Below are 13795 nucleotides of genomic sequence, written 5' to 3'. Positions count from 1 at the left end.
ATGAAGAGCGAGCGCAATCCCGTACAGGTGGGCATCATCGGTGTCGCCGTCGCGAGCATGATCGTGATCGCGACCCTGCAATACGATCAGCTGCAATTCCTCTCGGGCGGAACGCAGTACTCGGCCGTGTTCGAGGACGCGGGCGGCCTGATGGCCGGCGACACCGTCACCCTCGCCGGTGTCGATGTCGGTAAGGTCGCCGACGTCGAACTCGACGATCAGAACGTGCTCGTCACGTTCTCGATCCAGGACGGTATCGCGCTCGGCGACGCCACCGAGGCGAACATCAAGACCAACACGGTCCTCGGGCGCAAATCCCTGGCCGTCACCCCGCTCGGGCACGACACGATGCGAGTGGGATCGACGATTCCCTTGGAACGCACCAACTCTCCGTACTCGCTCAACGACGCGCTCGGCGACCTGTCGACCACCGTGTCCGAACTCGACACCGACAAGGTCAACAACGCGTTGAATGCGATGTCCGGCGCGCTGGAGAACACGCCACCCGAACTGCGCACCGCGCTCGACGGCCTGACGCGGTTGTCCGAGAGCATCAATTCGCGAGACGAGAGCCTGCGGCAATTGCTCTCACGTGCGGAGAACGTGACCGGAATCCTCGCCGAACGCAGCGGGCAGATCAACTCCCTCATCGTGGACGGGAACCAGCTGTTCGGCGAACTCGACCGCCGCCGCGCGGCGATCAGTCAGCTGATCGTCAACATTTCCGCGGTGTCCCAGCAGCTGACGGGTCTGGTCCAGGACAACGAGGAGCAGATGAAACCGACGCTCGACAAGCTGAACTCGGTGGTCGAGATCTTGCAGCGGAACAAGGACAACATTTCGCAGGCCCTCGACGGCCTCGCGCCGTACGCCACCCAGCTCGGGGAATCGGTCGGCAGCGGCCCGTTCTTCATGGCGTACGTCTACAACATCGGCATCGGCAATCTGCTCCAGGGTTTGAGTGATGCCGTGACCTGGCCGGAGCATCTCCCCAACGACCTCCAGGCCTATCTGCAGACAGGTCCGTCCATCGAGCTGAGGGAACCGCCACGATGACGACGAACCCGGAAATCACCAACACGCGGAAGAAGTGGCTGATCCGCGGAGGCATCGCCGCAGTCGTGGTGGTGCTGGTCGTCGGCGCCGCCGTGATGTTCGTGCCGAAGCTGTTCCAGAACACGATCACGGCCTACTTCCCGACGACGACCGGACTGTATTCGGGTGACGACGTCCGCGTCCTCGGCGTGAAGGTAGGCACGATCGACTCGATCGAGCCCGGCGCCGATTTCGCCCGCGTCACCATGAACGTGAAGAAGAGCGTCGAGATTCCGGCCGATGCCAAGGCCGTCATCGTCGCGCCCAGCCTGGTGTCGGGACGGTTCGTCCAGCTGACGCCGGTGTATTCGGGTGGGCCCACGATGGGCGACGGAGCGAGCATCCCGATCGAGCACACCGCGGTGCCGGTGGAGTGGGACGAGATCAAGGCCGAACTGAACAAGTTGTCGGAGGCGCTCGGACCGCAGGGGGCCGACCCGCAGGGCTCCCTCGGCACGTTCATCGACACCGCCGCAGACAATCTCGACGGCAACGGCGAATCGCTGCGGAGCACGCTGCGCGAGCTGTCGGAGACCATGCGGACGCTGTCCGACGGGCGCACCGACCTCTTCTCCACCATCCGCAACCTGCAGACGTTCGTGGCCGCGCTGTCGTCGAGCAACGAGCAGATCGTCCAGTTCGAGGGCCGGCTCGCGTCGGTGTCGAACATGCTCGCCACCAACTCCGACGAACTCGGGGCGGCACTGAACGATCTCGACATCGCGCTCGGTGACGTCAATCGGTTCGTGGTGGAGAACCGGGCCGCCCTCAGCGAGCAGGTCGGGCGGCTGGCCGACGCCACCCAGGTTCTCGCCGACAAGAGGCCGCAGATCGAGCAGGTCCTCCACGTCGCGCCCACGGCGCTCGCCAATTTCAGCAACATCTACAAACCGGCGCAGGGTTCGCTCGTCGGTGCCATCTCCATGTCGAACTTCGGCAATCCCGTCAACTTCATGTGCGGTGCCATCCAGAGCCTGCAGGCCAACGAGGCGAATCGAAGTGCCGATCTGTGTACCCAGTACCTGTCGCCGGTCTTGAACTCGCTGACGATGAACTACCTGCCCATCCTCACCAACCCGACCACGGGTGTGAATGCGTTCCCCGACCAGATCGAGTACAGCCCGCCGAGTCTCGAGGGCTCCGTCCCGCCGCGGACCGCGGCGCCCCCGGTGACCGGCACCCTCGCCGGGATGCCCACTGTGGACGTGCCCCGAGACCTGAACGATCTGCTGCAGCCGGGAGGTGGGCGATGACGAAGCGCACACGGGTGCGTCGCGGCGGCGTCGCGGCGGTGGCGATCACGCTGTCCCTGACACTGACCGGGTGCGAGTGGGAAGGGTTGAACTCGCTCCCGCTGCCCGGCACCGAGGGGCAGGGCGACGACGCCTACACCGTGGAGATCCAGATGCCCAATGTGACGACGCTGTCGCAGAACTCGCCGGTCCGGGTCAATGACGTGACAGTCGGAGCGGTGACGGGTATCGAGGTGCAGGACTGGCATGCGCTGGTCACCGTGTCGATCAACGGCGACGTCCAACTGCCGGCCAACGCGACCGCCAAGATCGGCCAGACCAGCCTCCTCGGCTCGCAACACCTCGAACTTGCCCCGCCGACCGACACCGCGCCCGAGGGCACACTCGAGGACGGCGACGTCATCCCCATCGAGCGAGCGGGCGCCTACCCGACCACCGAACAGACACTGTCGTCGTTGTCGGTGGTGCTCAACGGCGGCGGCATCGCCCAGATCCGCGACATCACCCAGGAACTCAACGCCACCCTGGACGGCCGGGAGGACTCGATCCGCGACCTACTGCCGCAGCTCGACCAGCTCGTCACCAGCCTCGATCAACAGCGCGGAGACATCATCGGCGCGATGGAGGGGCTCGACCGGTTGTCCGGCACCGTCAACGAGCAGAAGCCCACCCTCGATGCGGCGCTCGACGGCATCCCGCCCGCGCTCGACGTACTCGTCGACCAGCGGCAGAACCTCACCACCGCCCTGGTCGAGGTGGGCAAGCTCAGCGACACCGCGAGCCGCCTCGTCGAGAGCAGCGGCGAGGAACTGAAGACGAACCTCCGCAACCTCACCCCGGTGCTGCGCGAACTCGCCAACTCCGGGAGCGCACTGACCCAGGTGCTGACCCTGATGCTCACGTATCCCTTCCCGATGAAGACGATGGACAAGGCGATTCAGGGCGACTACGCGAACCTCATGATGACGATCGACCTGACCAACGCACGCGTCGACAACAACTTCCTCACCGGAACCGGGCTCGGGGGATCACTCGGCGGCGTCGAGGGCGCGGTGGGATCACTCGCCGGCGTCGCCGGACAGTCGGGCGATCCGCTGCAGGCACCCTTGCAGCCGGCCCCGGCCCCGGCACCGCCGGTAATTCCGGGACTTCCGCAGATACCCGGACTGCCACAGATACCCGGCCTTCCGCCGCAACTGGGAGGGGCGCCGACACCATGAGAATGACCGGATTCGTTCGGGCTCAGCTGATCATCTTCTCGATCCTCACCGTCATCGGACTGGTGGTGATGTCGATCCAGTACGTGAAGGTGCCGGTGCTGTTCGGTGTCGGACGCTACGAAGTCAGCGTCCAGTTGCCGTCGACGGGTGGGCTCTACTCCCACGCCAACGTCGCCTACCGCGGCACCAACATCGGTGTCGTCGAGAATGTCGCGCTCACGGCGGAGGGCGTGGAAGCGAAGATGTCGCTCGACAGCGACTACAAGATCCCGGCCGACGTCGACGCAGCGGTGAAGAGTGTGTCGGCGGTCGGTGAGCAGTACGTCGATCTGATCCCCCGAGCCGCCGCCGACGGTCCGTACCTCGCGAACGGTGACGTGATCCCGCTGGATCGAGCCACCATTCCGCAGGACGTCGGCGAGATGCTCGACCAAGCGGACGAATTGCTGGCGAGCATCTCGGACACCCGGTTGCAGACGGTGATCGACGAGGCGTTCACCGCGTTCAACGGATCCGGACCCGACCTGCAGAGGCTCATCGACTCGGCCCGGCTGTTCGTCGAGGAGGCCGACGCCAACAGCGACGCGACCAAGGCCCTCATCGATCAGGTCGGCCCGCTGCTCGACACCCAGACCGTCAGCAGCGACGCCATCCGGTCGTGGACCCAGGACCTCGTGACGTTCACCGATCAGTTGCGGGCGAGCGACCCGAGTCTGCGGTCGGTGCTGGAGAAGGGTCCGGGAGCCGCGCAGGAGGCCACCCAGCTGTTCCAGGACCTCCAGCCGACGCTGCCGATCCTGCTGCGGAATCTGGTGAGCGTCGCCCAGGTCGGGGTGATCTACAACAAGAGCATCGAGCAGGTCCTCGTCATCTACCCGCCGCTGACGGCGGCGCTGGTGACCGCGGCCAAGGGCGGTCCGGTGGAGGACGGCGCGATCGTCGACTTCGCTCTGCAGCTCCACGACCCGCCCGCGTGCACGACGGGATTCCTCCCCCCGGAGCAACGCCGGTCGGGCGATCAGACCGATCCGATCGCCACCCCGAACGACCTGTACTGCAAGGCCGCCCCGGACGACCCGTCGGTGGTCCGCGGTGCGCGGAACCTGCCGTGCATGGAATACCCCGGTCGTCGCGCGCCGACGGTCGAGGCGTGCCGGGAGGGCTGGGAGGCGTCGGGCAACAATCCGCCGTACGGGCCCATCATGCCGCCGGATGTACCCTCGTACACAGCCGTTCCGAGTTCCTACGAAGGCGCCGCGGGTGCACCGGTCGCGGCCGTGCCCTACGACCCGGCCACCGGTAGCTTCATTGGTTCGGATGGAAGAACGTACACCCAACCGGATCTGGCGGTGCAGGGAAAGGACTCGACGTGGCAGACGATGATGACAGGTCAGCAGATTTGAGTTCCAGCACAGACGAACGCGCAACCGACTCCCCCGAGCAGTCGACCGCCGGGAGGGAGCGGAGCAGGCGACGAGCCGTCCGGCACGCGGGCCCACCGGTGGGGGAGACCGAGGTCCCGAAGCCGGTGGTCCTCGCCAAGCCCGTGGACGCGCACACCGCGAACGAGACGGGAAACGACGCGACGGCGAAGGCTGCCTCCCCCGAAGCTTCCGCGGCAGACACTCCGAAGCAGCAGCGCTCGCTGAAGTCGTTGCTCGCGTGGGGTGTTACGGCGGTGGTCATCGTCGCGCTGGTCGCCGCGGCGGTGGTGCTGCTGCTCGACCTCCGGTCCGCACGTGAGCGGGACGATCGCCGGCAGGCGTTCGTCGACACCGCCCGGCAGACGGTGCTCAACCTGACGACCATCCATCCCGAGACCGCGAAGGAAGACGTCGACCGGATCATCGCCGGAGCGTCGGGTCAGTTCCTCGAAGAATTCCAGGGCCGTGAGGATCCCTTCGTCGGTGTCGTCCAGGACGCGAACGTGACCACCGAGGGAGAGGTCATCGAGGCGGGCGTCGAGAACGGAACCGAGACATCGATCTCGGCGAACGTCCTCGTGGCCGCTCGGACGATGGTGAGCAGCAAGGAACAGCCCGACCCGTCGCCGCGCGATTTCCGGATGCGGGTGACGATCAGCGACGTCGACGGCAAGTTGACCGCATCGAAGGTGGAGTTCGTCCCATGAGCGAGAACGACGAAGGCACGCGAAAGTTCGCGATCACCAAGGCAACAGCGTTGAAGATCGCGGCCGCGGTCGTGGTGGTGGCCCTCGCCGTCGGGGTGGGCTTCCTCTGGTACGAACATCGGCAGGATCAGCTGGCGGAGCAGGCGCGGACCGAGGCCGTCGACGCGGCGGGCAAGCAGGCCGTCGCGATGCTGGCGTACGACTTCTCCGATGTCGACAACCAATTGGCCGCTGCCGCAGACGGACTCACCGGTTCGTTCCGCGACGACTACACCACGCTGGTGCAGCAGACCATCGCTCCGGGCGCGAAGGAGAAGCAACTCACCGTGCAGGTATCGGTGCAGGCCGGCGCGCCCGTGTCGACCACACCCGACACGGCGGTGGTGCTGCTGTACCTGAATCAGACCACGACGAGTGCCGAGGCGCCCGACGCCCGCACGTCGGGCAGCCGGGTGCGGGTGTCGCTGCAGAAGGTGGACGACCGCTGGCTCGTCGATCAGCTGACCCCGGTGTAGGCGTGGCAGTCTCGTCATGACGGTGGTCCGCGACCTCGACCTGGCGACCCGGATGTCGACGGGCGTGGTCCTGACGTATCACCCAACTGGCGAGAGCCGGGTGGCCGGACGCACGGTTCCGGCCGCCCCCTTCACAAAGTGAAACAAGTTCTAGTACTGTCGGAGGCTCTTGGTCGATCGCTGACGCACGACGCTGCGCCGCGGGGCCACAACCGAACGGGGAGTCGTCGATGAAGGTTGCAGTAACCGGCGCCGCGGGATTCGTGGGCAACAATCTGCTGAATCTGTTGGTCGAGGCGGGGCACGAGGTGGCGGCAATCGACCGTGTCCGTTCCCGGTACGCACCGGAATGCGGGGTCACCTGGGTGAACGCGGACGTGCTCGACGTCGAATCCATGAAGTGGGCCCTGGACGGCGCCGAGGTGGTCTACCACCTGGTCGCGATGATCACCCTCGCGCAGAAGGACGACCTGGCCTGGACCGTGAACACGACCGGAGTGCGCACTGTCGCCGAAGCTGCTCTCGCCGTGGGTGTTCGGCGGATGGTGCACTGCAGCTCCGTGCATTCGTTCGATCAGAGCATTTGCGGCGGAACGCTCGACGAGAATTCGCCCCGCTCCGTCGACGCAGCGATCCCGGTGTACGACAGGTCGAAGTGGGCCGGCGAACTCGCACTCCGCGACGTGATCGAGGACGGACTCGACGCGGTGATCTGTAACCCCACCGGCGTGTACGGTCCCGTCGACTACGGACTGTCCCGCGTGAACGCCTTGCTGCGCAACGCTGCTCGTGGCCGGGTTCCCGCGGCGGTGCAGGGCGGGTTCGACTTCGTCGACGTCCGCGACGTCGCCGCCGGCCTGATCGCCGCCGGGGAGAGGGGGCGCGCCGGGGAGAACTACCTGATCTCCGGGCACATGCTCGGCATGCACGATGCCGTGAGAAGGGCAGCGCGTGCGGCGGGCCGTCGGGGGCCGCTGTACTCGTTCCCGCTGAGCGTCATCGAACGCGTGCTGCCGATCGCCGAACCGATCGGGGCACGCTTCGGCTCCGACGTGTTGTCGCGGTCGGCGATGTCGGCGCTGCTCGCGGCCCCGGTCGTCGACGGCACCAAGGCGCGGTCCGAACTCGGCTACGTTCCGCGTCCGGCCGACGAGACGATCCGCGACTTCGTCGCCTTCCTGGTGACCTCCGGCCAGTTGGGCCGGGAAGGTCAGTTGTCCTCGGTGGCGTCCGCGTCGTAGTCCGACTCGGAGGCCTCGGCGGGCGCGATCAGCGCGGGACCCGCGGCCCCGCCGTGGGCGAGGGCGTCGAGGAAGGATCGGGCCCACCGGTCGACATCGTGTGCGAGAACCTGCCTGCGCAGGGCCCGCATGTGGCGTCGGCCGTCTTCCTTCGGCTGGTTCAGGGCCTGCTCCATCGCGTCCTTGACGCTGTCGAGATCGTGCGGATTGCACAGGAACGCCTGGCGCAGTTCTGCGGCCGCGCCGGTGAATTCGCTGAGCAGCAGCGCCCCGCCGAGGTCGCTGCGGCACGCCACGTACTCCTTGGCGACCAGGTTCATGCCGTCCCGCAGTGGGGTCACCAGCATGACGTCGGCGGCGACGAAGAACGCGATCAGTTCGTCGCGGGGGATGGGCCGGTGGATGTAGTGCACGACGGGCCTGCCGACCTCGCCGTACTCGCCGTTGATCCGCGACACCGACTGCTCGATCTCGCCGCGCATGTGGACGTAGCTCTCCACACGTTCACGACTGGGCGTCGCGAGTTGCACGAGCACGGTGTCGGCGGGGTCGACTCGTTTCTCGTCGAGCAGTTCGTGCAGCGCGGCGAGACGGACGTCGATGCCCTTCGTGTAATCGAGGCGGTCGACGCCGAGCATGATGTGCCGGGGATTGCCCAGTTCCTTGCGGATCTTCTTGGCTCGGTCCCGGATGGACTTGGACCGGGACTGCTCGTCCAACTGCCCCGAGTCGATGGAGATCGGGAACGCGCCGACCCGCACCGTGCGGAAACCCACCTGCACGACACCCAACTTGGAACGGACGCCCACGTTGCCGCGCGACGTCTGCTGGCCGGCGAGTTTGCGAGCCAGGTAGAGGAAGTTCTGGGCGCCGCCCGGGAGGTGGAATCCGATCAGGTCGGCGCCGAGCAGGCCCTCGATGATCTCGGTGCGCCACGGCATCTGCATGAACAGTTCCACCGGCGGGAACGGAATGTGCAGGAAGAACCCGATGGTGAGGTCGGGGCGGAGCATCCGCAGCATCTTCGGGACGAGCTGCAGTTGATAGTCCTGAATCCACACGGTGGCACCGTGCGCGGCGGCCTTCGAGGTGGCCTCCGCGAAACGCCGGTTGACCTCGACGTACACGTTCCACCAGTCGCGGTTGTACTCGGGTTTGACGATGACGTCGTGGTAGAGCGGCCACAGGGTGGCGTTGGAGAAGCCCTCGTAATAGTCGGCGATATCGGCCGCGCTCAGCGGGACGGGGTAGAGCTCGAGTTCGTCCTCGACGACGGGGTCGAGCTCGGCGTCCGCGACCCCCGCCCAGCCGACCCATGCGCCCTTGTTGCGGCGCAGGATCGGCTCGAGCGCGGTGACGAGGCCACCGGGGCTGCGCTTCCAGCGAGTGGTGCCGTCCGGAAGGCGGTCGAGATCGACGGGGAGTCGGTTCGCGACGACGACGAAGTCGGCTTGCCCGGAAACAGGATCAGATGTCGAGCGTTCTGACGATGCTGACGATTCCGAGCTGGCAGCCACGGGCTTCCTTCGCGGTCGAAGTGGATGAAGTTCTCAGTCGAGCTTGGTGGTGGGTCCGATTCCGAGCATCGAGAGCAGCATCCTGCACTCGTCGGCGTCTTCGGCGTAGGCAGCGACAACGCGCTGCGCCTGGCGGGCGGTCTCGTCGGCTAGGGGTTCGAGATCCTCGTCCGCGATGTCGTTTTCGGCGGTCGTCTTCGCGGCCATCTTTTTCCTCTCGGGCTTGCTGCTGCGTCACACGCAGTAGTTCGTATCGGGGACTCTATGAGAACCGGGCATGTCAACGCTAGTTGCCCATCGATTAGTGTTCATCTAGTTAGGGTCTGCTTACTTCATGGGTGGGTTGGGAAGCGTCGACGTTGGGAGTTACGCGCGTGAAGACTGGTGGCACCGCGATTCTGCGTCGCATGCTGGTGCGGAATCGTGCCCGGCTGGGCATCGGCACCGTCCTGGTCTGCCTGCATCAGGTGGCCGAGACGCTGGTTCCGATCTCGATCGGGGTGATCGTCGACCGGGCCGTCGCAACCGGTGACGTCTTCGCCCTCGCAGTGTGGCTGTGCGCCCTGGCGCTGCTGTTCCTGGTGCTGACCGCGGCATGGCGATACGGCGCGCGGTTCGTCGTCGTCGCGATGCAGAACGAGGCGCATCAGTTGCGGATGGAGGTGGCACATCGCATCCTCGACCCCCGCGGGGTGCGCACCGACCTCCGGGCCGGCGAGTTGCTGTCCGTATCGACGTCCGACGCCGACCGCGCCGCCTGGATCGCGGACATCGCACCGCGCGCGGCCGCCGCCCTCACCGCGGCCATCGGATCCGCCGTCGCGCTGCTGCTGATCGACGTCCCGCTCGGACTCGCCGTGCTGATCGGAACCCCCGTCATCCTCGGTCTCCTCCAACTCGCGGCGCCGTTGATCACCCGCCGGGCCACCGACCAGCAGGCTGCGGTCGCCCGGGCCTCCGCCATGGCCACGGACCTGGTGAGCGGGCTCCGGCCGCTGCGGGGGATCGGCGCGGAGGTGTCGGCGTCGCGGCGATACCGGGCGGCCAGCCGCGACGCGCTGGGCGCCACCCTCCACACGGCGAAGAGTTCCGCCGTCTTCGCCGGGGTGTCGATGACCGTCAGCGCCCTGCTCGCCGTCGGCGTCGCGGGTTTCGCCGGCTGGTTCGCCCTGGAGGGACGCATCACCATCGGCGAGCTGATCACCGTCGTCGGACTGTCCCAGTTCTTCATCGAACCGCTCGGCGTGCTGGCCGGTCTGCCCGGATTCCTGGCCCTGTCCCGCGCGTCCGCGGACCGCCTGGCGCTGGTCCTGGACGCCGAACCGCTGCTACCCGCCGGATCGGACCACCGGCTCGACGGCAGCACGCTCGACCTCACCGGTGTGTCCTACCGGTCGCTGAGCACGGTGAATCTCCAGGTTCCGCCCGGCGAACTGCTCGGCGTCGTCGCGTACCGCCCGCAGGACGCGGAGGCGCTGGCCGCGCTGCTGTCCGGGCAGGTTCCGCCCGACCGCTACGACGGCGAGGTGACCGTGGGCGGGGTCCGGCTGTCGGAAGCCGATCTCGCGCAGGCACGCCGTGCGCTGCTCGTCGAACCGCACAACGGCGATCTGTTCTCCGGCACCGTCGCGTCGAACGTCACCGCCGGACGGCCCGGCGCGACGTCGGCCGAGGTGCAGGCGGCGCTGACCGCATCCGCGGCGATGGACGTCGTCGAAGCACACCCCGATGGGCTCGACCATCAGGTCACCGATCGCGGGTCGTCGCTGTCCGGGGGTCAGCGGCAGCGGGTCGCGCTCGCGCGGGCGCTGGTGGCGCAGTCGCCGGTGATGGTGCTGCACGACCCGACGACAGCCGTCGACGCCGTCACCGAACACACGATCGCCGGCGGCATCGCCGACCTGCGGCACCGCGGCACCACCCGAAGCCACACGACCATCCTCATCACGAGCAGCCCCGCGCTGCTGTCGGTGACCGACCGCGTCGTCGTCCTCGACGAGGGCACGGTGGCCGGCGAGGGCACCCACTCGCAGCTGGCTGCCCGGGACGCGAACTACCGTCAGGCGGTCCTGCGATGAGCGAACTGCTGCCCGTCGCGGACGCCCGCGACACGTGGGCGTGGCTGAAATCCGACCTGGGACGCCGCCGCGGCCGCAGCGCCGTCACTCTCCTGGTGGCAGCGGTCGCCGCGAGCATGGCCCTCGTCCCCGTCTACGTGTTCGGCGTCCTCGTCGACCGCGTGCAGGACGGCGCGCCACCGTCCACCATCGGGTGGGTCGTCGCGGTGATCGCGTCCGCCGCGGTGATCGGCGGCGTCTGCGCCGGGTTCGCGTCGTTCCTCATCCGCAGTCTCGGTGAGGAAATCCTGGCCGATCTGCGTGAACGCACCGTCGACCGGGCGCTCCGGTTGCCGATCCAGACCGTCGAACGCGTCGGGAAGGGAGACCTGCTGTCGCGGGTCGGCGACGACGTCGCCGTGATCGGCAAGGCCGTCACCGACGTGGTCCCCAACCTCGTCACCGCTGTGTTGCTGGTGGTGCTGAGCATGGTCACGATGCTCGGCATCGACTGGCGACTCGGGCTCGCCGGGATGGTCGCGCTGCCGATGTACGCGCTCGCGATGCGCTGGTACCTGCCGCGGTCCGCGCCGGTGTACGCCGCCGAACGCGTGGCGATGGGGGAGCGTTCGCAGGCCCTGATCAGCAGCATGCAGGGCGCCCGCACGGTGCGCGCCTACGGTCTGGAAGACAGCCATCTGGGGCAGATCAACGGCGCGTCGGAGAAGGCGCGCGATCTGTCCGTCGGCGTCTTCGCGCTGTTCACCCGCTTCGCTGGGCGCGGCAACCGGGCCGAGTTCGTGGGGCTCGCCACCATTCTCGCGGCGGGGTTCGCGCTGGTGAATGCCGACATCGTGACCGTCGGCCAGACCACCACCGCGGCTCTGCTCTTCCACCGGCTGTTCAACCCGATCAGCATGCTGATGTACACGTTCGAAGAGGTGCAGTCGGCGGGTGCGAGCCTCGCGCGGCTCGTCGGCGTCGTCGACCTCGCGGACGACTCGAACAGCGGAACCGCCACCGCCGGGGAGTCCGCGGATTCGACGCTCGAACTCACCGACGTCCGGCACACCTACGACGGCCGCCACGAAGTGGTGCACGGCATCGGCCTGCACGTGAGGAGCGGGGAACGGGTCGCCCTCGTCGGCTCGACCGGAGCGGGTAAGACGACGGTCGCGGCGATCGCGGCCGGGTCGATCGTCCCGACGTCCGGTGCGGTGCGCATCGGGGGAACCGCGCTGAGCGACCTCGCACCGGGCGACCTCCGCCGACGTGTCGCCATCGTCAGTCAGGAAGTCCACGTCTTCGCCGGACCGCTGATCGACGACCTTCGGCTCGCGGCGCCCGACGCGTCCGAGGAGGACGCGGCGATGGCGTTGAAAGCCGTCGGTGCCGACGTCTGGGTGGCCGCACTGGACGACGGCGTTCAGACCGTGGTCGGGGAGGGCGGTCACGAACTGACCGCAGCCCAGGCCCAGCAACTGGCTCTGGCGCGGCTCGTCCTAGCGAATCCGGGGGTCGCGATCCTCGACGAGGCGACCGCGGAAGCCGGCAGCGCCGGCGCGCGGGAACTCGAGGCGTCGGCCGAGGCGGCGGCCCGCGGTCGCACGACGTTGGTGGTGGCCCACCGGTTGACGCAGGCCGCCTCCGCCGACCGGGTGGTCGTGCTCGAACACGGGCGGATCGTCGAGGAGGGTCCGCACGCCCAGCTCGTCGCGGCCGGCGGCCGGTATGCGGAACTGTGGTCGGCGTGGGAGGGGCGGTAGGCCCCACGGGCGTCAGCTGAGGTAGCCGCCGCCGTGGGGGAAGAATTCGGTCCCGGCGAGTTCGGTGCCGTCGTCGAGCCGGACGCGCTGGATCTTGAGGCCCTTGTTGCGGCCGGTGCGGGCGTCGGGTCCGGCGACGATCACCATTCCGTCGCCCTCGTGGATGAAGACACGCCCGGGCGTTCCACCGTAATTTCCTTCGGACACGGCGGCCTTCAGAACCCGGACACGCTGTCCCTTGTAATGGGTGAAGGCGTTCGGGTACGGGTCGGACTGGGCGCGGACGAGGCGCTCGATGGCGTCGGCGGGCCACGTCCAGTCGATGAGGCTGTCCTCGGGGGCCCGCTTGTGGAAGAACGTGGCCTGCGAGCGATCCTGCGGTGTCCAGTCCGTGCGGCCGGACGCGACCAGCTCGAGCGCGTCGAGGGTGATCGGGCCGATCATGTCGACGGTGCGGTGGAACAGATCGGTGACGGTATCCGCCGGTCCGACGGCCGTCGACCTCTGCAAAACGATGTCGCCGGCGTCGAGTTCCTCGTCCATGAGGTGCGCGGTGAGGCCGACTTCTTCCTCGCCGTTGATGAGCGCCCAGATGAGCGGGGAGAATCCCGTGTACTTGGGCAGGAGCGAATCGTGGATGTTGAGCGTGCCGTAGCGGGGCGAGTCGAAGACGTCCCGCGGCAGCCAGGTGCGCCAATTGTTGGCGACGACGATGTCCGGGTCGGCCTGCTCGAGTGCGGCCTTGAAGTCCTCGTCCGGCTTGGTGGCGATGTGCACGGGCACTCCGTTTTCGGCGGCCAGATCGGCGACGGAGTCGGCCCACATCTGCTCGTAGACGTGATCGCTCTTGGGGTGAGTGACCGCGAGCACGACCTCATGTTCGGACTCGAGAAGGGCCTGCAGGGTACGGTGACCCCAGGTTTGATATCCGAGTGTGGCGACTCTCAACGCGGTCCTCCTGGACGAGCTTGTCGGTCAACGCCGCACGTGAGCGGCTTCG

The 13795-nt window shown here is 67.7% G+C and carries 12 protein-coding genes; 9 read left to right on the top strand and 3 right to left on the bottom strand.

Annotated features, from left to right (window positions below; translation table 11 throughout):
• The 7 genes from H0B43_RS11620 (at window position 1) to H0B43_RS11590 (ending at window position 7455) form a co-directional block, all read left to right on the top strand.
• Window positions 1–1056, top strand: a complete 1056-nt coding sequence (locus tag H0B43_RS11620; protein ID WP_185727748.1) for an MCE family protein — start codon at window positions 1–3, stop codon at window positions 1054–1056.
• Window positions 1053–2348 carry an MCE family protein gene (locus H0B43_RS11615; protein WP_185727749.1) on the top strand — a complete coding sequence of 432 codons (1296 nt, stop codon included), beginning with the start codon at window positions 1053–1055 and terminating at the stop codon, window positions 2346–2348. The genes H0B43_RS11620 and H0B43_RS11615 overlap by 4 nt, the downstream gene beginning before the upstream one ends.
• Window positions 2345–3568 carry an MCE family protein gene (locus H0B43_RS11610; protein ID WP_185727750.1) on the top strand — a complete coding sequence of 408 codons (1224 nt, stop codon included), beginning with the start codon at window positions 2345–2347 and terminating at the stop codon, window positions 3566–3568. The genes H0B43_RS11615 and H0B43_RS11610 overlap by 4 nt, the downstream gene beginning before the upstream one ends.
• Entirely contained in the window at window positions 3565–4971 is a 1407-nt protein-coding gene (locus tag H0B43_RS11605; protein WP_185727751.1) for an MCE family protein, read from the top strand. The genes H0B43_RS11610 and H0B43_RS11605 overlap by 4 nt, the downstream gene beginning before the upstream one ends.
• Window positions 4968–5699: a hypothetical protein gene (locus H0B43_RS11600; RefSeq protein WP_185727752.1), complete on the top strand. Its 732-nt coding sequence runs from the start codon at window positions 4968–4970 to the stop codon at window positions 5697–5699. Before H0B43_RS11605 ends, H0B43_RS11600 begins: the two co-directional genes overlap by 4 nt.
• Window positions 5696–6214 (top strand): h domain protein, encoded by a 519-nt coding sequence (locus tag H0B43_RS11595; protein WP_185727753.1) that lies wholly within the window; start codon window positions 5696–5698, stop codon window positions 6212–6214. The genes H0B43_RS11600 and H0B43_RS11595 overlap by 4 nt, the downstream gene beginning before the upstream one ends.
• A gap of 230 nt (window positions 6215–6444) precedes the next feature.
• Entirely contained in the window at window positions 6445–7455 is a 1011-nt protein-coding gene (locus H0B43_RS11590) for an NAD-dependent epimerase/dehydratase family protein (RefSeq protein WP_185727754.1), read from the top strand.
• On the opposite strand, the gene H0B43_RS11585 is transcribed toward H0B43_RS11590, so the two are convergent.
• Entirely contained in the window at window positions 7425–8972 is a 1548-nt protein-coding gene (locus H0B43_RS11585; RefSeq protein WP_185727755.1) for a trehalose-6-phosphate synthase, read from the bottom strand. The two genes, H0B43_RS11590 and H0B43_RS11585, sit on opposite strands and share 31 nt — an antisense overlap.
• A gap of 33 nt (window positions 8973–9005) precedes the next feature.
• Window positions 9006–9179: a hypothetical protein gene (locus tag H0B43_RS11580; protein WP_005244525.1), complete on the bottom strand. Its 174-nt coding sequence runs from the start codon at window positions 9177–9179 to the stop codon at window positions 9006–9008.
• Window positions 9180–9346: 167 nt separating this feature from the next.
• Between H0B43_RS11580 and H0B43_RS11575 the strand changes: the two genes are divergently transcribed.
• Both H0B43_RS11575 and H0B43_RS11570 read left to right on the top strand, forming a co-directional pair.
• Complete coding sequence (locus H0B43_RS11575; RefSeq protein ID WP_185727756.1) at window positions 9347–11050, top strand: ABC transporter ATP-binding protein; 1704 nt, start codon at window positions 9347–9349, stop codon at window positions 11048–11050.
• A complete protein-coding gene (locus H0B43_RS11570) occupies window positions 11047–12795 on the top strand; it encodes an ABC transporter ATP-binding protein (RefSeq protein ID WP_185727757.1) in 1749 nt (582 codons plus the stop codon). Before H0B43_RS11575 ends, H0B43_RS11570 begins: the two co-directional genes overlap by 4 nt.
• A gap of 12 nt (window positions 12796–12807) precedes the next feature.
• Here H0B43_RS11570 and H0B43_RS11565 read toward each other — a convergent pair whose 3' ends face one another.
• The gene (locus H0B43_RS11565; protein WP_185727758.1) at window positions 12808–13743 is read right to left on the bottom strand and encodes a methionyl-tRNA formyltransferase; all 936 of its coding nucleotides are present in this window, start codon (window positions 13741–13743) and stop codon (window positions 12808–12810) included.
• Between the last annotated feature and the right edge of the window lie 52 nt (window positions 13744–13795).

The sequence above is a fragment of the Rhodococcus sp. 4CII genome, assembly GCF_014256275.1.
GTDB lineage: Bacteria > Actinomycetota > Actinomycetes > Mycobacteriales > Mycobacteriaceae > Rhodococcus_F > Rhodococcus_F wratislaviensis_A.
The sequence above is the reverse complement of the archived record's forward strand: the minus strand, read 5'-3'. Positions and strand labels throughout refer to the sequence as shown.

Coding starts and splice junctions, on each gene's coding strand:
- H0B43_RS11620 (WP_185727748.1), top strand. CDS start 1: ATGAAGAGCGAGCGCAATCCCGTACAGGTGGGCATCATCGGTGTCGCC.
- H0B43_RS11615 (WP_185727749.1), top strand. CDS start 1,053: ATGACGACGAACCCGGAAATCACCAACACGCGGAAGAAGTGGCTGATC.
- H0B43_RS11610 (WP_185727750.1), top strand. CDS start 2,345: ATGACGAAGCGCACACGGGTGCGTCGCGGCGGCGTCGCGGCGGTGGCG.
- H0B43_RS11605 (WP_185727751.1), top strand. CDS start 3,565: ATGAGAATGACCGGATTCGTTCGGGCTCAGCTGATCATCTTCTCGATC.
- H0B43_RS11595 (WP_185727753.1), top strand. CDS start 5,696: ATGAGCGAGAACGACGAAGGCACGCGAAAGTTCGCGATCACCAAGGCA.
- H0B43_RS11590 (WP_185727754.1), top strand. CDS start 6,445: ATGAAGGTTGCAGTAACCGGCGCCGCGGGATTCGTGGGCAACAATCTG.
- H0B43_RS11580 (WP_005244525.1), bottom strand. CDS start 9,179: ATGGCCGCGAAGACGACCGCCGAAAACGACATCGCGGACGAGGATCTC.
- H0B43_RS11570 (WP_185727757.1), top strand. CDS start 11,047: ATGAGCGAACTGCTGCCCGTCGCGGACGCCCGCGACACGTGGGCGTGG.